Source organism: Kribbella sp. NPDC051718 (assembly GCF_040681515.1).
Classification (GTDB): domain Bacteria; phylum Actinomycetota; class Actinomycetes; order Propionibacteriales; family Kribbellaceae; genus Kribbella.
This window is the reverse complement of record NZ_JBFAYZ010000002.1, coordinates 49,739-72,419: the sequence shown is the minus strand read 5'-3', so window position 1 is coordinate 72,419 and position 22,681 is coordinate 49,739. Positions and strand designations below refer to the sequence as shown.

The window sequence follows — 22,681 nt, the reverse complement described above, 5'->3', positions numbered from 1 at the left end:
AAGAGACCGCTGCAACCCGATTTAGCCGTTGGCCAGTGCCACCAGCCGGGACTGGTCGCCGTTGAAGTGGTCCTGGTCGAGCGGGGACGAGGTCCACTGCCAGAACGTGTAGTACGGCCAGCCGCCCGGCAGGGTGCCAGGCGATGAGTTGTACCGCGCCACCCAGAGCGGGTTGGTGGAGCTGAAGGCGGTGCTGTTGCCCGTGCACTGGGTCCACCAGTCCAGGTTGGTGTAGATGACCGCGTCGCGACCGGTACGGGACTTGTAGGTGTTGAGGAAGTCGCGGATCCAGTTGACCATCGAGGCCTGGCTCAGCCCGTAGCAAGTCGCGCCGTACGGGTTGTACTCGATGTCGAGCGCACCCGGCAGGGTCCGGCCGTCGCGCGACCAGGCGCCGCCGCGGTCGACGAAGTAGTTGGCCTGGTTGGCTCCGCTGGAGTCGTTCGGGGTGGCGAAGTGGTAGGCGCCGCGGATCATCCCGACGTTGTAGGACCCGTTGTACTGCTGGGCGAAGTACGGGTTGGAGTAGTAGTTGCCTTCGGTGGCCTTGCTGTAGGCGAACCGCTTGCCGTTGTTCCACCAGCTGGCCCAGTCCACGTTGCCCTGGTGGCTGGAGACGTCGATACCTTCCACTACTGCCGCGGGCGCGGCCTGGGTGGAGCGGCTGGCGGTCGTGGGCGCGAGCCAGCCCATGTAGGCGTCACCGGCCTTGGTGATGCCGTGCTGGCGGGCAGTGGGTGTCGGCTGGTGAGCAGCGGGTTGGGCGGCGGCGCCAAGCGGGGCCAAGAGCAGGCCGAGGGTGGCGGCGGCACCCGTGATGAGGGATTTCACGAGGAACCTCCACGGAGAGCGATGAGGGCGGAACAGAGCGCTCACTCAGCGACGCTACGCCGCTCGTCGGCGGAAAGTAACTCATTCGGAGAATTTGCTGTGGCTATTTGACGACGATCGAAGGGACAGCCGGTGGAGAATTGTCAAGAGCACTCCCTGATCACCGTTACCCTTGATCGGTGACACTTCGCTTGTACGACACCGCGACAGCAGCAGTGAGGGATTTCGAGCCGGTCCAGCCGGGCAAGGTCGGGATCTACCACTGTGGGCTGACGGTGCAGGGTGCCCCGCACGTGGGGCACATCTACAAGGAGATCGTGTTCGACGTGCTCCGGCGCTGGCTGGAGCGCTCCGGCTACGACGTCACCGTGATCGCGAACGTCACCGACATCGACGACAAGATCCTGGCCAAGTCGGCCGAGCGCGGCGTGCCGTGGTGGGCGCACGCCTACGAGTTCGAGCGCGAGTTGCACTGGGCGTACGACGTACTGGGCTGCCGTCCGCCGACGTACGAGCCGCGGGCCACCGGGCACATCCCCGAGATGGTCGTGATGATCGAGCAGCTGATCGAGCGCGGGCACGCGTACGCCGCGACCGACGGCTCCGGTGACGTCTACTTCGACGTGAAGTCCTGGCCGGCGTACGGCGAGCTGTCGAACCAGCGGATCGACGACATGGAGCCGGCCGAGGACGCGGACCCGCGCGGCAAGCGCGACCCCCGCGACTTCGCGCTCTGGAAGGGCTACACCGAGGGCACCCCGCGGACCGCCTCCTGGCCGACCCCGTGGGGCGACGGCCGCCCGGGCTGGCACCTGGAGTGCTCGGCGATGGCCGGCAAGTACCTCGGCACCGAGTTCGACATCCACGGCGGCGGCCTCGATCTGCGCTTCCCGCACCACGAGAACGAGCTGGCCCAGTCCAAGGCGGTCGGGCAGAAGTTCGCCCGCTTCTGGATGCACAGCGCGCTCGTCACCGCGGCCGGCGAGAAGATGTCCAAGTCGCTCGGCAACGGCGCCGTCGTGCGCAACGTGGTCGAGCAGGTCCGGCCGATCGAGCTGCGCTACTACCTCGTGAGCTCGCACTACCGTTCGGTGGTCGAGTTCTCGATGGGTGCGCTCGAGGAGTCCGCGACGAGCTTCCAGCGGATCGAGGGGTACGTCGATCGCGCGACCGAGGTGACCGGTGGGGTCTCGCCGGCCGCCGATGTGCCGCAGGCGTTCGCCGACGCGATGGACGACGACCTCGGGACGCCGGCCGCCGTCGCGGTGCTGCACAACACGGTGCGGGACGGCAACAAGCTGGTCGCCGACGGCGATTCCCCTGCCCTGCAAGAGAATCTGGCCGCGGTGCGGGCCATGCTCGGCGTGCTCGGGCTCGACCCGCTGGCCGAGCCGTGGGCCTCGCGGGCCGGCGGCGGCGAGGAGCTCACCGAGGTCGTCGACGGCTTGGTGAAGGCGCTGCTGGATCAGCGGCAGGCCGCCCGCGAACGTAAGGACTATGCCGCGTCGGACGACATCCGCGACGGGCTCAAGGCGCTGGGCGTCATCGTCGAGGACACCCCACAGGGTGCCCGCTGGACGGTAGCCCAGCCCGAATCAACCGAAGGAAACTGAAGTGCCAGGCAGTAGTCAGCGCAAGGGCGCCATCCGCAGGAAGCCCAAGGGCAACCCGACCGCCGGTTCCGGTGGCCGGGTCCGCCAGGGCCTCGAGGGCCGGGGCCCCACGCCGAAGGCGGTGGACCGCACCAAGCACCCCGCCCACAAGCGGGCGAAGGCCAAGGAGCGCGCCGAGAAGCGCACCGGCGGCCGCCGTACCGACCGTAAGGACACCGAGGCGACCGTCGAGTGGGTCTACGGCCGCAACCCGGTGGTCGAGGCGCTCCGCGCGGGCGTCCCGATCAACGCGCTGTACGTTGCCGAGGGCACCGAACGCGACGCCCGGCTGCGGGAGGCGCTGCTGATCGCGACCGAGCACGGCATCTCGCTGCTCGAGGTACCGCGGATCGAGATGGACCGGCTGACCAGCCACGGCGCCCACCAGGGCCTCGCGGTCCAGATCCCGCCGTACGAGTACGCCCACCCGGACGACCTGCTGTCCCGGGCGTACGACGCCGGCCAGGTGCCGCTGATCGTCGCCCTCGACGGTGTGACGGACCCCCGCAACCTGGGTGCCATCACCCGGTCCGCGGCGGCCTTCGGCGCGCACGGCGTACTGGTCCCTGAGCGCCGCACGGCCTCGATGACCGCCTCGGCCTGGAAGACCTCCGCCGGCGCCGCGGCCCGCATCCCGGTCGCCCGGGCCACCAACCTCAACCGAGCCCTCAAGTCCTACAAGGACGCCGGCCTGTTGATCATCGGCCTGGACATGGGCGGCGAGGTAGAACTCCCCGACCTGGTAGCCGCCACCGAGCCGATCGTCCTGGTAGTCGGCTCCGAAGGCAAAGGCCTGGCCCGCCTGGTCCGCGAAAACTGCGACCTCATCGTCTCCATCCCGATGACGAGCGCCACCGAATCCCTCAACGCCGGCATAGCCACCGGCGTAGCCCTCTACGAAATCTCCCGCCGCCGCGGCTGACCCGCCGTCCATGGCGACCTTGAACACCCAACGGCGACCTTGAACACGTAATAACTTGTTCAAGGTCGCCGTTTGGTGTTCAGGCCGACATCGCCTGTACGCCGAGTAGGCGCCGGAGACGCGTGGCGGTCGCCCGGGGGTGGTCGAGGTCGGCCCAACTGATGCGGGCGAAGGTGTAGCCCTCTTCGCGAAGACGATCTTCGCGCCACTTCTCGGCGACCAAGGCCTTGGAACTCTCGTACTTCAGGGCGCCGTCGAACTCGACGATCAGGTGGTCGAGCAGCAGGAAATCGACTCGCGCGAGCAGCCGCCCGGCCGAATCATGGATCTCCACCTGGGCTCTGGGGGTGGGGAGACCTTCATTGGCCATCAGGACCCGGAGCCTGGACTCGCCCACCGACTCGCTTGTTCCATCGGCGAAGGCGACTGCGGCCCGGGCGGCCGGCGATCCAGGCCAGTGCTCGAGGTAGTCAACCATCGTGATCAGCTGTTCGGGCGTCACCAGGCCAGCCCGCAAGGCGGCATCCGCCAACACCACGCCGACCTCGTACGACGAAGTACAGGCCGTCTCGACGATTGCCCTGGCCGGAGCGGTGACAAGCAAACCGCCTATCTCGCTGACCTCGTCCGTCGCGAGCACCGTCCGATGGACCTGAACCGAGCGGTCCGACCGTGCTCGCCCCGCAGTCCTCGTCACGTGGACCTTGCTGTGGTCCAGTCCCCAGGCTGGGAGCCCGTGGAGCAAGGTGGCCGACTGGTGGCTGATGACAACCGCACCATCCAGCCGCCCGACCACAGCCCGCGCCATCAGAGTATGCAATCGCTCGGTACGGGCCCAAGGGGATTCGTCTTCGGGCCAGCCGTCCGGTTCGCAGTACACGTCCCGGCACAAGCGTTTCCACTGTCCATGTTTGAGCCGAAGCCGAATCTCACTCCCGGTGTACGCGGCCTCCAACGCGTCAGCCCGGCTGAACCATCCGCCCCGCTCCCGCACCACCCGCTGCAATTTCCTATTCACACCAAAGAAAATGCCCCCTCTCCACCGCCACCCAGCCCCGACTTCTCCCCCTGGGGATAACCACATCTGGCGACCTTGAACACCAAACGGCGACCTTGAACAAGTAATAACGTGTTCAAGGTCGCCGGTTGGTGTTCAAGCACACCAGAAGTGATGGGTCAGTAGACGTTGACGTTGTAGGTGGAGAGGGCTTCGGGGACTGGCTGGAAGTAGGTGGTGCCGCCGGAAGAGCAGTTGCCGGAGCCGCCGGAGGTGAGGCCTAGGGCTGTGGTGCCGGAGAAGAGGGCGCCGCCGGAGTCGCCGCCTTCGGCGCAGACGTTGGTCTGGATGAGGCCGGTGACGGTGCCTTCGGCGTAGTTGACGGTGGCGTTGACGCCGGTGACCGTGCCGGTGTGGACCTGAGTGGTGCTGCCGCTACGGGTGACCGACTGGCCGACCGTGGCGTCACCGGCTGAGGTGATCTCCTGGAAGGAGCCGTTGTAGAGGTCCACGTTGCCGGGCGGTTCCGGCGTACCGGCCGGGTACTTCACCAAGGCGTAGTCGTTGCCGGGGAAGCTCGAGCCCTGGGTGTCGCCGACCGTCTGGGTGTGGGCGCCGTCGGCGTACCAGGTGGCCGCGATGTTGCCGCAATGGCCGGCGGTGAGGAAGTAGTACGAGCTGCCGTCGGTGACGTTGAAGCCGAGCGAGCAGCGGTACTGGCCGCCGTAGATGGCGTCGCCGCCGCTGAGGAACTTGGTCAGCTTGCCGGGCAGCTTCTCGACCTTGACCTTGCCACCGAACTGCTTGGTGACGCCGGTCAGCGCGTCGAGCTTCGAGCCGGTGACGGTGTCGTCGTACGAGACGGTGACGACACCCGTCTTGGCGTCGGTCACCCAGGCGGTACCCGGGATCGACGCGTCACGCGTCAGCATCGCGCTGATCGCGGCCGGGCCTGGTGGCGCGGCGGTGGCCGAAGTGGCCAGCAGAGAGGTGGTGGCGACGAGGCCGGCGGTTGCCAGCACTGCCGCGGTACGGGATATACGCATAGTCAGTCTCCTCACGATGAGGACGCATTCGGGGGCGGACGCGTCCTAGACCTAACCGAAGAGGGACCTACCCGGCCTGTCTATCCGTACTCGGACAACTCCACAACGTAAGGGTCATCCCTCACTTGGCCGAGCCCGTGTTATGCCCGTACCTAACTCAGGAGTTATGCCGAAACGCCCCCTGCCGCACGCGGCAGGGGGCGTCCAGAAGCGCGAGCGATCAGTAGACGCTGACGCCGTACCGGCTCAGGACCTCGGTGACCGGCTGGAAGAAGGTCGTACCGCCGGAGGAGCAGTTGCCGCTGCCGCCGGACGTCAGGCCCAGTGCGGTGGTACCGGCGAACAGCGCGCCGCCGGAGTCGCCGCCCTCGGCGCAGACGTTGGTCCGGATCAGACCGGTGACGGTGCCTTCGGCGTAGTTCACCGTGGCGTTCGTCGCGGTGACGGAGCCGCTGTGCACACCGGTGGTGCTACCGCTGCGCTTGACGGCCTGGCCGACCGATGCGTTGCCGGCCGTGGTGATGTCCTGGGTCGAGCCGTTGTAGAGGTCGACGTTGCCAGGGTGGTTGGTGTACGAGGTGGAGTACTTGACGATCGCGTAGTCGTTGCCCGGGAAGCTCGACCCGTAGGTCGTGCCGAGCAGCGTCGTCTTGGCGGAGTTCGCGTACCAGGAGGACGCGATGTTGCCGCAGTGGCCGGCGGTCAGGAAGTAGTACGTGCTGCCGCTGCGGACGTTGAAGCCGAGGGAGCAGCGGTACTGACCGCCGTAGATGGCGTCGCCGCCACTGATGTACTTGGTCAGCTTGCCGGGCAGCTTCTCCAGGGTGACCCGGCTGCCGAACTGCTTGGTGACACCGGTCAGCGACGCCAGCTTCGAGCCGGTCACGGTGTTGTCGTACGAGACGATGATCCGGCCGTCCGGCTGGGTGCTCCAGGCGGTACCGGGGATGGATGCGTCCTTGCTCAGCGTCGCGGTGATGGCGCTTGCCGACAACGTCGAGACGGGGGTGGGTGCGGCCGATGCCTGGGTGGCCAGCATTCCTGCCGTTGCCAGACCTACGGAGCCGAGTACTGCGGTGATGCGGGCGAACTTCACGGTCAGCCTCCTCGTGGGGTGAGGACGCGCTCGGGGCGGGAGCGTCCTTGATCCAACCGTGATCTGTTCTACCCGAAACTGTCATAAAGTACCCGGGTCAACTCGGAGCGTAAGGGTTTACCTCCGCCGCACCCCTTGCATACCCTCAGGCGCGAGTTGGTAACGCAGCGTGCTCACCAATTCCTGCCGCCCGTCCACCAGCCGCGCGTGATCCACGTCGACGGCCGCGGTGTCGCCGTCCACGGTCACCGTCATGACGCCGTTTTCGAACCACGGCCCGTACGCCGTCCGCCAGCTGGCCGCGACCTCTCGGACCCCGGCCGATCGCGACAGTCCGTGCAGGACCTTCGTCATCCCACGACTGTCGAGCAACTTGTTGGCCAGCCTGATATGCCAACCGACGGGGTTGCGGAACGGCGACATGGTGAGCTGGCGGATCGCCGTACCGGGGTGTTCGACGTCCGTCAGCGACGCCTCGGCCAGATAGCTGCAGTGCACGTCACCGGACAGCATCAGCACCGAGCTGGGCGGATTCTCCGACTGGACCAGCTCGCCGAGCAGATCGGTCAGATCGTCGAACGAGTTGCGGAACGACGCCCAGTGCTCCAGATCCATGCCCTGCCGGATCTTCTCGCCGAGCCGTGATCCGAGCCGGCCCCAGGCGCCCGACGAGATCGCCTCGTCCCAGCCCTCCAGATGATGCAGCCCGGGTGCGAGCAGGAACGGCAGCGTGGACGCGAGCAGCAGATGGTTGATCGGCTGCGTCGCGCCGATCGTGTGCCGCCGGACCCACTCCCATTCGTGCGCGTCGACCATCGCCCGCTCGCCGGGTTGCAGTTGCCTCGAGCAACGAGAATCGACGGCCAGCAACCGGACCCCGCGAGACCGGGCGCCGAAGTCGCGGTAGAAACTCCAGCGGGTCGAGGCCGGGTCCTCGTCGGCCTCCCAGGCGAAGGCGTCGAGGTAGGAGCTGCGTTCGTCCTCGTCGTCCAGCCCACGCATCGCAGCGTACGTCGGATCCTTCTCCAGCTGCTCCGGCGACAGGTTGCCGAGGTGCTGGTAGACCCAGTACGACGCGTAGGCGCCGACCACCCGGTCGTGCCACCACGGTTGCGCAGTGACCCAGCGCCGCCAGGTCAGCGAGGTGTTCCAGTCGTCGCGCAGATCGTGGTCGTCGAGCAGCATGCACAACGGCACGGTCGAGAACAGCCACCGGACGGCCGGGTTCAGCCAGGCATCGTCGTACAGCCAGGTGTACTCCTCGAAGTTGCCGATCTCGTCGGCCACCTCGGACCCCTGCCGGCCACCGTGCGCCGCCCGCAACTTCGCCAGGACCGCGTCCGACGGGTCGTCGGCGTACACCTGATCACCCAGCAACAGCACCGCGTCGGGCCAGTCGGCCTCACCCGACGACATCCGCCCGGCCAGCGCCACCAACGCGTCCGGGCCGAAATCCTTGAACCCCTGCTCGTCGAACGGCGCCGACCGCCGGCAGGACCCGAAGGTCAGCCGGAAGGTCCCGTCGGCCCGCGGGGTCCGGATCACGCTCGGCCCGTACGGACTCTCCTCCAGCGGCCACGCTTTCACGCCGTCCAGATGCACCTCGTACGGCGTGGCGCTGGCCGGCTGCAGTCCCTCGATCAGCACCAGCGCGTAGTGATGACCGTGCACCGACCAGGTCTGGGTCCGGTGCCCCAGTACTTCGACCTCGCCCGCTGAGGTGGTTTCCACCCAGACGGTCGCGCGTGTCTCGTCGACGTACCGGAGCAGCGGACCCAGCTTCAGTTGCATTCAAACGACGCTACCGGCTGCGGCCAAGATGCCAAGCCGTCGAGTCAGTAGATCGTCACGCCGTACGCGTTCATCGCCTCGATGACCGGCTGGAAGTAGGTGACTCCACCCGAGCTGCAGTCGCCGGTACCACCGGAGGTGAGCCCATAGGCGTACGTGCGGTAGAACAGCGGGCCGCCGGAGTCGCCGGGCTCGGCGCAGACGTTGGTACGGATCAGGTTGCCCACCGCACCCTCGTCGTAGATCACCGTGGCGTTCAGGCCGGTGACCTTGCCACCGTGCAGACCGCTGGTGATACCCGAGCGGTAGACCGTCTGGCCGAGACCAGGATTGGCAGCCCGGACGATGTCCTGGGAGCGGCCGTTGTAGAGGCTCACGCTGCCACCGGGCTTGAGGCCGGCCCGGTAGGTGATCACGGCGTAGTCGTTGCCTGGGAAGCTGGGCCGGTAGACCGAACCGACCAGGTTCCGGTGGGCCTCGTCGCTGTACCAGGTGGCGGCGTCCTTGCCGCAGTGACCGGCGGTGAGCAGGTAGTACTTGCCGTTGCGCTGGACGTTGAAGCCGGCCGAGCAGGTCCAGTCGCCGCTGTAGATCCCACCGCCGCCGTTGACGTACTTGGTCAGCTTGCCGGGGAGCTTCTCCATCACGACCTGGTCGCCGAACTGCTTGGTGACCTTGGTCAGCGAGTTGTACTTGGTGCCGATCACGGTCGAGTCGTAGGAGACGACGACCTTGCCGTCCGGTCTGGTCATCCAGGCCGTGCCAGGGACGGCGGCGTCCTTGGTCAGGGCGGCCGAGATCGCGGCGGCGGTACGCGGTCCGGGCGGCGTCTGCTGGGGGGCGGCGGAGGCAGCGTGGGCGGCTGGGATGGCGGTCAGGGCGAGCGCGCCGGTGGCCAGCGTCGCCATCGCGCGGCGGAGGGAAAGCGATGTCATGGAGCACACCTTTCCACCGCGACCGGTTCAGCCGGGGGACTTGGCAGCAAGCTGTCGTTCAGTCGTGACGCAGTGAGTGCAGGACGAACGAGGACAGCTCGCGGTACGCCTCGGCGTCGCTCAGGCCGGTACGCCGGGCGATGTCGCCGCGCTGGATCGCCTGCATCGTGTGCGCGACCATCTCGGCCGCGAAGCCGATGTCGACCTGCCGGAACGCCCGGCTCTCGATCCCGTCCTCGATCAGCGACCGGACCCGGTCCGCCGCGATCCGGGTGTTGCGCTCGTACACCGACCGGGCCGGCGCGAACGTCGCGACGTCGTCCAGGAAGGTCCGGCTGGCCGGCCGCAGCGCGTCGGCGACGGCGTTCAGGTACGCCGCGATCCGGCGGTCCGGCCGGGTCTGTTTGGCCACCGCGGACTCGACCTCGGCGGTGGCATTCTTGAAGTAGTGCTTGACCACCTCGACGGCGAGCTGCTCCTTGCTCGGCGCCAGCGCGTACAGGGTCGTCTTGCTGCACCGCAGCTCGGCGGCCAGGTCGTCCAGGGTGAACCGGCTGAAGCCTTGGGTGAGGAACAGGGACAGGAGCCGGTCGAGCAGTTCGGACTGCCTGCGGGTACGACGCCCGGGGACGACTGTTGTCATATCGAGACAGCATAGAACGATACGGAACTTTGGTCTTCAGTATCGATAGGAGTATCATTTCGGTAGCCGCTGAGAGGGGTGCGTGATGGCTGTCGATCGCTTGCTCCCGACCGAGGAGGCCGGTGAGCTGCTGGGGCTGGTGCGGGACCTGTGTGAGCACGAGCTCGCGCCGTACGCCGCCAAGGCCGAGGAGACCGAGACCTTCCCGCGGGAGGCGTTCCACACGCTCGGCAAGGCCGGGCTGCTGGGCCTGCCCTACCCGGAGCAGTACGGCGGCGCCGAGCAGCCGTACGAGGTCTACCTGCAGATGCTCGAGGAGATCGCCGCGGCCTGGATGTCGGTCGGCGTCGGCCTGTCCGTGCACACGATGACCAGCTACGCGATCGCCACCTTCGGTACTGCGGACCAGCGCGAGCTCCTGCTGCCCGACATGGTCGGCGGCGAACTGCTCGGCGCCTATGCGCTCTCGGAGCCGCAGGCCGGGTCTGACATCAGCGGGATGACAACGAAGGCAATCCGCGACGGCGACCACTACGTGCTCACCGGCACCAAGTCCTGGATCACGCACGGCTCGCACGCCGACTTCTACACCACCTTCGCGCGGACGTCGGCCGACCCGAAGCACGGGATCTCCGCCTTCCACGTGCCCGCATCGGCCGAGGGTCTCAGCTTCGGCGCTCCGGAACGCAAGATGGGCCTGACTGGATCCACCACCACGCTGGTCAACTACGACCGCGTCCGGGTGCCGGTCGCCAACCTGATCGGCAACGAGGGTGACGGGATGCGGATCGCGCTCTCGGCGCTCGACTCCGGCCGGCTCGGCATCGCCGCCTGTGCGGTCGGCCTGGCGCAGGCGGCGCTCGACCTCGCCGCGTCGTACTCGCAGGGCCGCGAGCAGTTCGGTCATCCGATCTCTGACTTCCAGGGCATGCAGTTCCTGCTGGCCGACATGGCCGCGGCGACCGAGTCGGCGCGGGCGACGTACATCCAGGCTGCTCGCCGTCGCGACCTCGGCCGGCCGTTCACCCAGCAGGCGGCGATCGCCAAGCTGGTCTGCACCGACGCCGCGATGAAGGTGACCACCGACGCGGTCCAGGTGCTCGGTGGCTACGGTTACACCCGCGAGTTCCCGGCCGAGCGCTACATGCGCGAGGCCAAGGTGACCCAGATCTTCGAAGGAACCAACCAGATCCAGCGACTGGTGATCAGCCGCGATCTCCTCAGGAGCGTTCGATGAAGCTTGCCGCGTCCGATGTCGTTCTCGTCACCGGCGGTGGTTCCGGGCTCGGTGAGGCGACCGTACGCCGGTATGCCGCCGCCGGGTCCGGCGTGGTGATCTGCGACCTCCCGTCCTCGGCGGGCAAGGCGATCGCCGACGAACTGGGCGACCGCGTCGTCTTCGTCCCCACCGACGTCACCGACGAGGCCGCCGTCACCGCAGCCCTCGACGCCGCCGCCGGGCTGGGCCCGCTCCGCCTCGTCGTCACCTGCGCCGGCATCGCCACCCCCGGCCGGGTCGTCGGCCGCAAGGGTCCGTTGCCTTTGGCAACCTTCCGCCAGGTGATCGAGGTCAACCTGATCGGCACCTTCAACGTCCTCCGCCTGGCCGCCGAGCGCATGATCGCCCTGGAGCCCGACGAAGACGGCGACCGCGGCGTAGTGGTGATGACCGCCTCCATCGCCGCCTACGACGGCCAGATCGGCCAAACGGCGTACGCCTCCAGCAAAGGCGCGATCGTCGCCCTGACCCTCACCGCTGCACGCGACCTGGCCGACAAGGGCATCCGGGTAGTAACGATCGCCCCCGGCACCATGGAAACCCCCATGCTCGCCGGCCTCCCCGAAGACGCCCGCAAGGTCCTGGAACAGCAGGTCCCGTACCCGGCCCGCCTTGGCCGCCCCTCGGAGTACGCCGCCCTCGTCGACCACATCGTCAGCAACCAGTTGCTGAACGGCGAGGTAATCCGCCTGGACGGCGCCCTCCGCATGCCCCCGCGCTAGCGGGCCGGTGGGGTGATGCCTACGGGTAGGGCAATGTCGCTTGGTTGGTCCGGGCGGTGGACGCCGGTGAAGACCAGATCGGTGAAGGCGATGGAGAACAGGCGGAGGTCGGAGCCGACCTTCGTGTAGTAGCGGTTCATGCAGTTCTGTTCCTTGAAGAGCATGGACCAGTCGCCGTCGGGGCCGTGCAGTGTGAGGCGGATGGTTCTCAGGCCGACCGGCAAGCAGAACAACGGAGACTCGCTGGACGTCTTGGGTGCGGTCCTGAGTTCCTTGGTGATCTGCTGGGCCAGGCTGGTCGCCTGTTTGCCGTCGAGCCTTGAGCCGGCGATCAGGGACGGCTGCTGTGTGGAGTGGTAGGGGCCCCAGTATTCGCAGATGTCGATGGAGTCGATCTTGCCCAGGGCCGGCGGCTCGGTGGAATCGTCCTCGTTGGGGAGATAGCCGTTCTGCTCGCAGCCGTAGGCGTCCGGGCCGTTGGTGAGGGGGACGGCCGAGTTGAGGATGCGTTGGCGGAGGGCGTCGTCCTTGGTGAGCACGCTGACGTGGACGCCGCCGACCTCGCGGGTCTCCTCGGTCCAGCCGCCGTCGTACTGCTTCACGCCGGGCTTCTGGACGTCGTCGAACCAGACGTACTCGTGGCGTTCGGCCAGCGGCAGGACCGCCACGGAACACACGGGGTTCTTGAGGCTGATCCATGGTGAGAGCCGGCCGACGCCCGGTGCCTTCGAAGTGCCGCACGGTGCCGGGCCGGAGCTGAAGGTCTTCCAGCTCGCGGGCACCTGGACCTGGACCGTCTTGTACGACTCCCAGCGGAAGTTCGTCGCCGCGGTGCTGGCCGTTTTCCCAGCCGGGCCGGCGTCGTGGTTCAGGGACTGGGTCACGGTGATGGTCGCGGCGACCGCAACGACCGCCAGTGCCGCAGCGCCGATGGTTCGGCCGGTACGCCGGCGGCGCAGGCGACTGTGAACTGTCGTCAGCAGGTGGTGGCCGTCGGGCGCCTCGGCGGCGTGGCGGTCCAGCGATTCGGTCAGCAGGGTCTCGGTCGGGTCTTCGGTCGTCACTGCGCGACCTCCTCGGTTGTGCTCAGGGTCGTACGGAGCGACGCCAGGGCGCGGTGGATCTGGGAACGGACCGTTGCGGAGGTGCAGTCGAGGATCTCGGCGATCTCGCTGTCCGGCAGGCCTTCGTAGTACCGGAGGACGACGGCGGCGCGCTGTTTGGTCGGGAGGGAGGCGCACAGCGTCCAGACCGCGTCCTGCTCGGCGTGCGGGCCCGCGTGGTCCTGAGTGGCCGTGTCGAGCGTCGCCGGCTCGGCGACCGGGGTCTCGCGGCGGAAGAACTTGCGCCAGCGGGCGATGTCCGCGTTGATGACCGACCGGCGCAGATACGCCTCCGGGTCGCCCACGCGCTGGATCCGGGACCACCGCGAGTACGCCGAGACCAGGGCGTCCTGGACCGCCTCTTCAGCGCGCGAGTGATCGCGCGTCATCAGATATGCGAACCGCAGCAGCGCCGCCCCGCGTAACTGGATCCATTCGTCGAAATCCATCTGCCACCTCCTACCCCGTACCACGCCAGTAGGAGCCCAGACGTTGCATCAGTCCAGATCGGGATCCAGCGTCGCGCCCGGCAGCGGCGCGGGTGGCAAGGTGAGCTTCTCGTCGGGCTTGGCGGCGAGGACTTCCTCGACGTACGAGCGGGCCGCCTCCATCGTGTCGACCTCGTGGCCGGCCTGCTCGGACAGGAACCAGCGGTGCTCCAGTACCTCGTGGAACACCTCGGCCGGCTCGAGTTTGCGCTTCAGGTCCCGCGGTACCGACCGGACGACCGGCTCGAACACCTCGGTCAGCCACTCGTGCGCGACGATCTCCTCGTCCTCGCCCTGCTGGTCGGTCGCAGCCGAGTACGAGTCCAGGTCGTTCAGCAGCCGGCGCGCCTGGTTCTCCTCGACGTCCAACCCGGTCAACCGCAGCAGCCGGCGCGAGTGGTGGCCGGCGTCCACGACCTTCGGCTGGATCCGGACCTGGCTGCCGTCCCAGTCGGTGATGATGTCGATCTCGGCGACGTCGAAACCGAGTTCGTTCAGCCGCCGGATCCGCGAGTCCAGCCGGTGCATCTCGTCGGTGCGGAACTCCTCCGGCGCGGTCAGCTCCTTCCAGAGCGCCTCGTACCGGGCGGTGATCGAGTGGATCGTCTCCAACGGGTCGATGGACTCGTCGAGCAGGCCGCCCTCCTCCAGGTCGGACAGCTCGCCGAACAGGTTGATCTCGGCCGTGTACAGATCGTGCGCGCGCTGCCCGTCGGAGATCTCCTGGTGCAGCTCACCGGTCTCCGCATCCACCAGGTACGCCGCGAAGGCGCCGGCATCACGTCGGAAGAGGGTGTTCGACAGCGAACAGTCGCCCCAGAAGAAGCCCAGCAGATGGAGCCGGACGATCAGCGCGACCAGCGCGTCGATCAGCCGGTTGACCGTGTCCGGTCGCAGCGTGCTGGAGAACAGCGCCCGGTACGGCAGCGAGAACTGCAGATGCTTGGTGACCAGGATCGAGTCGAGCGGCTCGCCGTCCTTGTCCAGCCGGTCGGTGATGACGCCGACTGGCTCGACCGAGGGGGAGTCCAGCCGCTCGAGATCGCGCAGCAGCCGGTACTCGTGCATCGCGAGGTGTTCCATCACCTCTTTGATCGCGTAGACGGTCCCGTTCACCCGGACGAACCGGACGACGTGGCGCGAGATACCGCGGGGGAGCGCGACCAGCTGGTCCTCCGGCCAGTCCTCCAGTGGGATGTCCCAGGGGAGCGACAGCAGGCCGGTGTCCGGGCGAGTGGCTACGAAACGAGGCACGCAGACCAGTGTGGCAGTTCCTGACGGATCGGGTAACGAACGCAAGTGGCCGCAAGAATTTGCGGAATGTGGCGTAGTGTTTGCGCTATGACGCGACGACTTGCTGAGGTGGCGAAGAAGGTCGGGGTCAGCGAGGCGACCGTGAGCCGGGTACTGAACGGCAAACCGGGGGTCTCCGAGGCGACCCGCGAGGCGGTGCTCACCGCGCTCGACGTGCTCGGCTACGAGCGGCCGACCCAGCTCCGGGGGGATCGGGCCCGCCTGGTCGGCCTGGTGCTGCCGGAGTTGCAGAACCCGATCTTTCCGGCCTTCGCCGAGGTAGTCGGTGGAGCGCTCGCGCAGCAGGGGTTCACGTCGTTGCTGTGCACAAGGACAGTCGGCGGTGTGTCCGAGGCTGACTACGTCGACCTGCTCCTCCAGCAGCAGGTCTCGGGCGTCGTCTTCGCCGGTGGTTTCTACGCCCAGGCGGACGCGCCGCACGCGCACTACGAACTGATCCAGGAGCGCCGGCTGCCGACCGTGCTGGTCAACGCGGCCGTCGACCACCTCGGCTTCCCGCAGGTGTCATCGGATGACGTGGTGGCCGCGGAGATGGCGATCGGGCACCTGCGCGCGCTCGGGCACCAGAAGATCGGGATGGTGCTCGGCCCGCGCGACCACATCCCCTCGCGGCGCAAGCTGGACGCCTTCCTGAAGTCTCCGGAGGCTGATCCGGAGCTGGTCGAGCACACGATGTTCTCGCTCGAGGGCGGTCACGCGGCCGCGACCCGGCTGGTCAAGCAGGGCGTCACCGGGATCGTCTGCGCGAGCGACATCCTGGCGCTCGGCGCGATCCGGGCCGTCCGCCGGGCCGGTTTGTCCGTACCTGACGACGTCTCGGTGATCGGGTACGACGACTCCGCGATGATGAACTGCACCGACCCGCCACTGACCACGGTCCGGCAGCCGATCGACGCGATGGGCCGGGCCGCGGTGGACATGCTGGTGGCGCTGATCGAGCGCGCCGCCGTACCGGCCGACGAGCTGCTGTTCGAGCCCGAGCTGGTGGTCCGCGCGTCGACCGCCCGGCTGCGGACGGCCGCCAAGGTCTGACAACGACAGACACCCCACGGGGGTCTTGAGCAGAAATCCTGCTCAAGGCCCCCGTTTTGCGTTGTTCCGGTCAGGAGTCACGTTTTTGCAACTTGCGATCGAACTATTGCGCACATCTAGTCGCGTTGCCTACGGTACGGACCACATCCGAGGGGCGGGACGGAAAGCGCCCTCGCCAGTAGAAGGGCACATCGATGAGGACAACGAGCCACCGCAAGGCGCTCAGCCTGTTGCTCGTGGCAGGGCTCGGCCTAGCCGCCGCGTCCTGTGGATCCGGGGACGACAACAAGCCGGCCGCCCAGGGTTCGGGCGACGCGAACGCACCCGTGACCATCACCGTGGGCTGCCAGCCGCCGAAGAGCAATCCGAAGGAACGCGCCGGGTGGGACGAGGACGTCGCGGCGTTCCAGAAGCTGCACCCGAACATCACCATCCAGAGCAAGGACGCGTTCCCCTGCATCAACCCGGACACCTTCCAGGCGAAGCTGGCCGGCGGCACCCAGGAGGACGTGTTCTACGTCTACTACACCGATGTCCAGAAGATCATCAAGGCCAAGCAGGCCGCGGACATCAGCCAGTACATCGGCGACGTGAAGGAGCTCAAGGACATCCGCCCCGACGTCCAGAGCGTCTTCAAGGACGGCGACAAGTCCTACGGTCTGCCGCGCAACAACTACAACATGGGCCTGGTCTACAACCGCAAGCTCTTCACCCAGGCGGGCCTGAACCCGGACTCGCCGCCGAAGACCTGGTCCGAGGTACAGGAAGCGGCCAAGAAGATCGCCGGTCTCGGCGCGGGCTACACGGGCTTTGGTGAGTACAGCGCGGGCAACACCGGCGGTTGGCACTTCGCCGCCTCGCTGTACGCCCGTGGCGGTTCGATGGTGAGCGACGACGGCAAGACCGCCGCGTTCAACAGCGACGAGGGCAAGGCCGTCCTGGAGAACCTGAAGAAGATGCGCTGGGACGACAACAGCATGGGCACCAAGCAGCTCCTGCAGTGGGAAGACCTGATGCGGATGATGGGCTCCGGCAAGCTCGGCATGATGATCGGCGCACCGGACGTGGTCCAGTCGGTCAACAACGACTTCCAGGGCAAGTTCGACGACTACGGCGTGACGGCGGTACCGGAGTCCGACGGGCACTCGTCGCTGAGCGGTGGCGACGGCTACATGTTCAACCCGAAGGCGACGCCGGAGAAGATCAAGGCCGGCCTGCTGTGGCTGCAGTTCCACGAGCTGACGCCGGGTCAGGGCCAGTTCAACTACGAGCGGGCCAAGGCCCAGGGCCGCCCGGTCGGCCTGCCGATCCCGGACCTGTACGGCAACACCGCGCCGGGCAAGGAGATCGTTGCCCTCCGCAAGCAGTTCGCCACCGTGCCGGTCGACCACTTCACCCCGTACGTCGACGCGCAGGCCAACATCACCAACAAGCTCGAGCCGCCGAAGGCGCAGGAGCTGTACGCCGTACTGGATGTCGCGATGTCCGCGGTGCTGACTCGTAAGGACGCCGACATCAGCAAGCTGCTCTCGGACGCCGAGGGCAAGGCCAACAAGATCCTCGCCAAGAACACCTGATGGCAGTACTGACCGCGAAGCCGCCGGTGCGCCGTTCCCTTCCCCAGGGAGCGGCGCGCCGCGCGGTGGGCAGGAACCTCACGGCGTACGGGTTCCTCTGCGGGGCACTGATCTGTTTCGCCTTCTTCTCCTGGTACCCGATGATCCGCGAGGTCATCCTGAGCTTCCAGGAGAACAACTTCGTCGATCCCGCCAAATGGGTCGGCTTCGACAACTTCCGGACCGTGATCGAGGATCCGGCCTTCCGGTCCGCGTGGCTGAACACGGCCGCTTTCAGCGGTCTCGCGCTGATCGTCGGCTACGCGATCCCGTTCCTGCTCGCGGTGGTGCTGAACGAGCTCAAGCACGCCAGGGCCTATCTGCGGTTCGTCGTCTACCTGCCGGTGATGCTGCCGCCGGCGGTCGGCGTGCTGCTGTTCAAGTGGTTCTACGATCCGGGCTCGGGTCTGTTCAACCAAATCCTCGACGTCTTCGGCATCCCGCCGCTGAGCTGGCTCGATTCCTCGAGCACCGCGCTGATCTCGCTGGTCCTGGTCTCGACCTGGATGAACCTCGGTACCGGCACGCTGATCTACCTGGCCGCGCTGCAGAGCATTCCCGGTGAGTTGTACGAGTCCGCGGAGCTCGATGGCGCTGGGCTGTTCAAGCGGGTCTGGCACGTGACGATCCCGCAGACCAAACTCATCCTGCTGGTGATGCTGCTGCTCCAGGTGGTGGCGACCATGCAGGTCTTCATCGAGCCCTACCTGCTGACCGGCGGCGGCCCCGAGAACGCGACCGTGACGGTGGCCTACCTGATGTACCAGTACGCCTTCAACTTCGGCGACTTCGGTGGCGGTGGCGCGCTCGGCCTGATGCTGATGGTGGTCCTGATGGTCTTCTCGACGATCTACCTGCGCGTCTCGCGCGACAACGAGGGTGCCCGATGACGACGACGCTGCAACCGCAACAGGTGCTGGAGGCAACGACGCCGGCGCCGGCTCCGCGGGGTACGAGGAAAAAGAAGAAGAACAAGGGCGGCGGGTACGAGACCAGGAGCCTCGTGTCGCCGCTGGCCCTGCGATCCTGGCGCGGCAAGGTGACGTACTGGACCGTGCTGGTGGTCGTGGTGATCGGCTTCACGCTGGCCTTCGTCTTCCCGCTCTACTGGATGGTGACCGGCGCGCTGAAGTCACCGGAGGAGATCGCCCAGATCCCGCCGAGCTTCTTCCCGAAGCACTTCGACTGGCATGTCTACGCCGACGCCTGGAACCAGCTCCAGCTCGGCGTCTTCCTCAAGAACACCGCCCTGTACGCCGGTGGCGCATGGCTGTTCACCTTGGCGGTCGACGTCACCGCGGCGTACGCGTTGTCGAAGCTGCGGCCGTTCTTCGGCAAGCTGATCCTGGCGTTGATGCTGGCCACCTTGATGATCCCGCCGATGGTGCTGCTGCTGCCGACGTACCTGGTCGCCAAGGACGTGCCGCTCTTCCACGTCAGCCTGCTCAACACACCCTGGGCGATCTGGTTGCCGGCCGCGGCGAACGGGTTCTTCATCTTCCTGCTCAAGCGGTTCTTCGACTCGATCCCGCGCGAACTGCTCGAGGCGGCCGAGATCGACGGCGCGTCGCCGATGCGGATCCTGTGGTCGATCGTGCTGCCGGTGTCGCGCCCGATCCTCGGCGTCGTCTCGATCCTGTCGGTGGTGACGGTCTGGAAGGACTTCGTCTGGCCGCTGCTGGTCCTGCCGGAGACGGACAAGATGTCGATCAGTGTCGGCATCGCGTCGCTGTCGGCGCAGATGCCGCAGAACGTGCTGATCGCGTCCCTGGTGATCGCGTCGCTGCCGACGATCCTGGTCTTCTTCGTGTTCCAGCGCAGCATCATGGCGGGTCTCACCGCCGGAAGCCTCAAAGGCTGATCCCCCTCCAACCCTCCAAGGAGAAGCAATGCCTCTTACAGACGGCGGCACATGGTGGCGCGGAGCCGCGATCTACCAGGTCTACCTGCGCAGCTTTGCCGACGGCAACGGTGACGGGATCGGCGATCTCGCCGGACTGCGGGCCAAGCTGCCGTACCTGGCGGAGCTCGGTGTCGACGCGATCTGGCTGAACCCGTGGTACCCGTCGCCGATGGCCGACGGTGGCTACGACGTCGCCGACTACCGCGCGATCGACCCGAGCTTCGGCACGCTGACCGAGGCCGAGGCGTACATCGACGAGGCGCACGCGCTGGGGATGCGGACCATCATCGACATCGTGCCGAACCATGGCTCGGACCAGCAGGACTGGTTCGTCCAGGCGCTGGCGGCCGGGCCGGGGTCGGTCGAGCGGGAGCGCTTCCTGTTCCGGGACGGGCGTGAGGGTGGCTTGCCGCCGAACGACTGGCAGTCGATCTTCAACGGACCCGCCTGGACGCAGGTCGCGGACGGGCAGTGGTACCTGCATCTGTTCGCGCCCGAGCAGCCGGACTTCAACTGGCGCAATCCGGCGGTGGTGGAGGAGTTCCATGCGATCCTGCGGTTCTGGCTGGATCGTGGCGTGGACGGGATCCGGATCGACAGCGCGGCGGTGCTCTTCAAGGACCTGGACAGCGTCGAGGAGTCGTACACCGATCACGACGAGGTGCACGACGTGTACCGCGGCTGGCGACAGATCACCGACGAGTACGAGGGCCGTTTCCTGGTCGGCGAGATGTGGATGCCGGATCAGGAGCGGTTCGCCCTGTACCTCCGGCCCGACGAGATGCAGACCGCCTTCAACTTCGACTTCCTCTCCCGCCCCTGGGATGCAGCCGAACTGCGCGCCTCCATCGACCTGACCCTCACCACCCACGTCCCGATCGGAGCTCCCCCCACCTGGGTGCTCTCGAATCACGACGTAACCCGCCCCGTCACCAAGTACGGCCGCCCCGACACGTCCTTCTCCCACCAAGACCGCAAACACGGCATGGAAACAGACCCCGTCCTAGGCGAACGCCGAGCCCGAGCCGCGGCCTTGTTGGCGATGGCCCTCCCCGGCAGCCTGTACGTCTACCAAGGCGAAGAACTAGGCCTCCCCGAGGTAGAAGACCTCCCCGACCACCTCCTCCAAGACCCCCTCTGGGAACGCTCCAACGGCACCGACCGAGGCCGGGACGGCTGCCGAGTCCCCATCCCGTGGTCCGGCAAAGAACCCCCCTTCGGCTTCGGCGCCGGCACCCCCTGGCTCCCCCAACCCGCCGACTGGAAAAACCTCACAGTCGAATCCCAGCAAGCCGACCAGAACTCCATGCTCGCCCTCTACCGCAACGGCCTAGAACTCCGCCGCACCACCCTAGGCGACGGCACCCTAACCTGGCTCGACTCAGCCCCAGGCGTCCTAACCTTCACCCGCGAGTCCCTCACCTGCATCGTCAACCTCACCGCAGACCCCATCGACCTCCCCACCCACACCGAGTTACTCCTCACCAGCAACCCGTTGGAGGAGGGCAAGCTGCCCTCAGACACCACAGCCTGGTTCCGCTGACCCGCCCCGCGTGAGCGCCAGGGCCACAGACCAGGCGCTCCGCGGGGTTCTCAGATTCAGTGGCCGAGCGGCGCGACGTCCAGTTGCCCCCAGCGGTCACGACGTCCTTCCACCTGAGCCGTGACCAGCTCCGCGATCCAGCTGGCCCGGCTCTTCAGCGGCGCCGGGACGCCCGGCTCGGCCGCTGCTTGGTGGAAGGCCGCGGGAACCTGCGAGCGGATCGATCCCATCCGGGCGATGGACTCATCACGCGCCAGGCCGAGCCGCTTGCCTACGGCGAACCAATCTTCTTCGGAGACGGCCGCCATCTCCCACGTCGTACCGATCTTCATGGCGGATCTCAGACCGCGGCCGTGTTCGTACGGCAGGTAGGAGGCGACGTCGTACAACGGCGCGAGTCGGACGCTTCGTGAACTCAACAGGAGCGAGAAGTTCTTCGCGTGGGCGTCTGTCGCCGCAATCGCGACATTGAACACCAGATAGTCGAACAGTGTTTGCAGGTTGTCCCGGCGATGCGTGCCGAGGCTGCGGCTAGCGAGGAGATCGCCGAGTTGGTCGGGGCCTGGTCCGCCGTCGGACTGGTACTTCTTGCGCGGTGAGATCGAGAGCGCCTGACAAAAGTCCTCCTGGTGCAACCGTCGCCACCGACCGTCAGGGTTGAGGTGCCGGTCGTACCGCTGTGAGATGAGCACCTCGTACCTGTCTCCGGCGAGGAGCTCGGTGGCGGCTGCTGGTAGACCGCACAGTTGCGCTGCCCTCAGACAGAGGTGCTCGTTGAGATGATGCCCCTGATAGTTCGGCATCGACGGCTTGAGGATGTGGGTCGTCGGCGTCGAGTCGCAGGGAACTCCCCATCGTCCATCGGGCGATCGGTACAGGGCGATCTTGCTCTGTGCGCCGGCCAGGCTCCAGCGGCCCGCATGCCTTCCGGGATCCCAGCTCTCAGGATTCTGCGCCAAGTCGGTCAGCGTCTCCTCCATCGCGTCGGCGCTGAGCCAATCGATGTCGCCCTGCTGGTTGGCCGCGTCGCTGGATGCGATCTCCTCCGGAAGTACCTGTACTGCTCCGGCAGCATCCCTTCCGATCTGCCGTAAGAGTGCGAAGGGATTGTTGGGCGATACCCCGTACTTCCGGCCGAGCCGCTGAAGGGCTGCCTCGCTGTCCGGCAACAGACCTGAGATGAACGCGTGTACCTGCTTGTGCGAGTGACTCTTCGTTGCTTTAGGCATCGACAGCGACAGGGGAGTCGTCGTTGGGTCTTGTTGGTACCGGCCGTCGTAGCCAAAGGACAGGCGGCCCTGGGCGTTCTGCTGGAGTATTCCGGTCATCACGCCATCGAGGTAGACGACCAAGCGATCCTCAGCCATTGTCGGATTCGCCAGTGAGATGGGAGAAAAGCTCGTCCCAGGTTGCCTCGGTCTGATCGGCGGTTTCGGGAGGTTGGGGCCCGGTAGCCAGCGCAAGACCTGCAGCGGCCAGGACATCGAGCACCAACTGAACCTCCAGCCGGGGGTGGCCTTGCTCGAGGCGAACCAGCCAGTCGCGCGAGACCCCTGCCCGGCGGGCCAGCTCAGCTTGGGTCAGGCCTTGGTGCGACCGGGCCTCGCGGACGGCGGCTCCAAGGTCTCTGACTGTGTGGACCTGCATGGCCATCTCCTTGAGCCGCTGGTGCAATGTCGCAGTACGGCAACATTATCAAATGTCGCCGTACTACCACAATATGCAATGTCGTCGTACGGCGACATTGCGCCAGTGCATCAAAGGTCAA

General features: G+C 67.1%; 21 protein-coding genes. 9 read left to right on the top strand and 12 right to left on the bottom strand.

The annotated features are described in order from the left end of the window. Nucleotides 1-21: 21 nt before the first annotated feature. On the bottom strand, nucleotides 22-831 hold the full coding sequence (locus AB0M15_RS06835) for a lysozyme (RefSeq protein ID WP_363814759.1): 810 nt from the start codon (nucleotides 829-831) through the stop codon (nucleotides 22-24). Nucleotides 832-1,010: 179 nt separating this feature from the next. Here AB0M15_RS06835 and cysS point away from each other — a divergent pair, with 179 nt between their 5' ends. Further along, entirely contained in the window at nucleotides 1,011-2,444 is a 1,434-nt protein-coding gene (gene cysS / locus AB0M15_RS06830; RefSeq protein ID WP_363814757.1) for a cysteine--tRNA ligase, read from the top strand. Between the two features lies 1 nt (nucleotide 2,445). After that, nucleotides 2,446-3,405 (top strand): 23S rRNA (guanosine(2251)-2'-O)-methyltransferase RlmB, encoded by a 960-nt coding sequence (gene rlmB, locus AB0M15_RS06825; protein ID WP_363814755.1) that lies wholly within the window; start codon nucleotides 2,446-2,448, stop codon nucleotides 3,403-3,405. A gap of 79 nt (nucleotides 3,406-3,484) precedes the next feature. Here the strand turns inward: rlmB and AB0M15_RS06820 are convergent, their stop codons facing one another. The 6 genes from AB0M15_RS06820 to AB0M15_RS06795 form a co-directional block, all read right to left on the bottom strand. Next, the gene (locus AB0M15_RS06820) at nucleotides 3,485-4,213 is read right to left on the bottom strand and encodes a hypothetical protein (RefSeq protein ID WP_363814753.1); all 729 of its coding nucleotides are present in this window, start codon (nucleotides 4,211-4,213) and stop codon (nucleotides 3,485-3,487) included. Nucleotides 4,214-4,581: 368 nt separating this feature from the next. Next, a complete protein-coding gene (locus tag AB0M15_RS06815) occupies nucleotides 4,582-5,448 on the bottom strand; it encodes a S1 family peptidase (RefSeq protein ID WP_363814751.1) in 867 nt (288 codons plus the stop codon). 220 nt (nucleotides 5,449-5,668) lie between these two features. Beyond that, a complete protein-coding gene (locus tag AB0M15_RS06810; RefSeq protein WP_363814749.1) occupies nucleotides 5,669-6,544 on the bottom strand; it encodes a S1 family peptidase in 876 nt (291 codons plus the stop codon). 117 nt (nucleotides 6,545-6,661) lie between these two features. Continuing rightward, nucleotides 6,662-8,335 (bottom strand): alkaline phosphatase D family protein, encoded by a 1,674-nt coding sequence (locus tag AB0M15_RS06805; protein WP_363814747.1) that lies wholly within the window; start codon nucleotides 8,333-8,335, stop codon nucleotides 6,662-6,664. A 44-nt stretch (nucleotides 8,336-8,379) separates the two neighbouring features. Continuing rightward, nucleotides 8,380-9,270 (bottom strand): S1 family peptidase, encoded by an 891-nt coding sequence (locus tag AB0M15_RS06800; RefSeq protein WP_363814745.1) that lies wholly within the window; start codon nucleotides 9,268-9,270, stop codon nucleotides 8,380-8,382. A gap of 58 nt (nucleotides 9,271-9,328) precedes the next feature. Next, nucleotides 9,329-9,913 (bottom strand): TetR/AcrR family transcriptional regulator, encoded by a 585-nt coding sequence (locus AB0M15_RS06795; protein WP_363814743.1) that lies wholly within the window; start codon nucleotides 9,911-9,913, stop codon nucleotides 9,329-9,331. 85 nt (nucleotides 9,914-9,998) lie between these two features. Here AB0M15_RS06795 and AB0M15_RS06790 point away from each other — a divergent pair, with 85 nt between their 5' ends. Together AB0M15_RS06790 and AB0M15_RS06785 are read left to right on the top strand one after the other, a co-directional pair. Further along, nucleotides 9,999-11,150, top strand: coding sequence for an acyl-CoA dehydrogenase family protein (locus AB0M15_RS06790; protein ID WP_363814741.1), 1,152 nt, complete (start codon nucleotides 9,999-10,001; stop codon nucleotides 11,148-11,150). After that, nucleotides 11,147-11,914 (top strand): SDR family NAD(P)-dependent oxidoreductase, encoded by a 768-nt coding sequence (locus tag AB0M15_RS06785; protein WP_363814739.1) that lies wholly within the window; start codon nucleotides 11,147-11,149, stop codon nucleotides 11,912-11,914. Before AB0M15_RS06790 ends, AB0M15_RS06785 begins: the two co-directional genes overlap by 4 nt. On the opposite strand, the gene AB0M15_RS06780 is transcribed toward AB0M15_RS06785, so the two are convergent. The 3 genes from AB0M15_RS06780 to AB0M15_RS06770 are packed head-to-tail and all read right to left on the bottom strand — an operon-like array spanning nucleotide 11,911 to nucleotide 14,759. Further along, nucleotides 11,911-12,978 carry a hypothetical protein gene (locus AB0M15_RS06780; RefSeq protein WP_363814737.1) on the bottom strand — a complete coding sequence of 356 codons (1,068 nt, stop codon included), beginning with the start codon at nucleotides 12,976-12,978 and terminating at the stop codon, nucleotides 11,911-11,913. The two genes, AB0M15_RS06785 and AB0M15_RS06780, sit on opposite strands and share 4 nt — an antisense overlap. Then, on the bottom strand, nucleotides 12,975-13,466 hold the full coding sequence (locus AB0M15_RS06775; protein WP_363814735.1) for a SigE family RNA polymerase sigma factor: 492 nt from the start codon (nucleotides 13,464-13,466) through the stop codon (nucleotides 12,975-12,977). Before AB0M15_RS06775 ends, AB0M15_RS06780 begins: the two co-directional genes overlap by 4 nt. Nucleotides 13,467-13,514: 48 nt before the next feature. Further along, the gene (locus tag AB0M15_RS06770) at nucleotides 13,515-14,759 is read right to left on the bottom strand and encodes a DUF4032 domain-containing protein (protein ID WP_363814733.1); all 1,245 of its coding nucleotides are present in this window, start codon (nucleotides 14,757-14,759) and stop codon (nucleotides 13,515-13,517) included. Nucleotides 14,760-14,846: 87 nt separating this feature from the next. On the opposite strand from AB0M15_RS06770, the gene AB0M15_RS06765 reads away from it, so the two are divergent. The 5 genes from AB0M15_RS06765 (at nucleotide 14,847) to AB0M15_RS06745 (ending at nucleotide 20,913) form a co-directional block, all read left to right on the top strand. Continuing rightward, entirely contained in the window at nucleotides 14,847-15,851 is a 1,005-nt protein-coding gene (locus tag AB0M15_RS06765; protein WP_363814731.1) for a LacI family DNA-binding transcriptional regulator, read from the top strand. A 194-nt stretch (nucleotides 15,852-16,045) separates the two neighbouring features. After that, nucleotides 16,046-17,428: an extracellular solute-binding protein gene (locus AB0M15_RS06760; protein WP_363814729.1), complete on the top strand. Its 1,383-nt coding sequence runs from the start codon at nucleotides 16,046-16,048 to the stop codon at nucleotides 17,426-17,428. Then, nucleotides 17,428-18,357, top strand: a complete 930-nt coding sequence (locus tag AB0M15_RS06755) for a sugar ABC transporter permease (RefSeq protein ID WP_363814727.1) — start codon at nucleotides 17,428-17,430, stop codon at nucleotides 18,355-18,357. Before AB0M15_RS06760 ends, AB0M15_RS06755 begins: the two co-directional genes overlap by 1 nt. Continuing rightward, on the top strand, nucleotides 18,354-19,328 hold the full coding sequence (locus AB0M15_RS06750; RefSeq protein ID WP_363814725.1) for a carbohydrate ABC transporter permease: 975 nt from the start codon (nucleotides 18,354-18,356) through the stop codon (nucleotides 19,326-19,328). Before AB0M15_RS06755 ends, AB0M15_RS06750 begins: the two co-directional genes overlap by 4 nt. Nucleotides 19,329-19,356: 28 nt before the next feature. Then, the gene (locus AB0M15_RS06745; protein ID WP_363814723.1) at nucleotides 19,357-20,913 is read left to right on the top strand and encodes a glycoside hydrolase family 13 protein; all 1,557 of its coding nucleotides are present in this window, start codon (nucleotides 19,357-19,359) and stop codon (nucleotides 20,911-20,913) included. 56 nt (nucleotides 20,914-20,969) lie between these two features. On the opposite strand, the gene AB0M15_RS06740 is transcribed toward AB0M15_RS06745, so the two are convergent. Both AB0M15_RS06740 and AB0M15_RS06735 read right to left on the bottom strand, forming a co-directional pair. Further along, on the bottom strand, nucleotides 20,970-22,280 hold the full coding sequence (locus tag AB0M15_RS06740; RefSeq protein ID WP_363814721.1) for a type II toxin-antitoxin system HipA family toxin: 1,311 nt from the start codon (nucleotides 22,278-22,280) through the stop codon (nucleotides 20,970-20,972). Further along, nucleotides 22,273-22,560, bottom strand: a complete 288-nt coding sequence (locus AB0M15_RS06735; RefSeq protein ID WP_363814719.1) for a helix-turn-helix domain-containing protein — start codon at nucleotides 22,558-22,560, stop codon at nucleotides 22,273-22,275. The genes AB0M15_RS06740 and AB0M15_RS06735 overlap by 8 nt, the downstream gene beginning before the upstream one ends. Nucleotides 22,561-22,681: the final 121 nt, after the last annotated feature.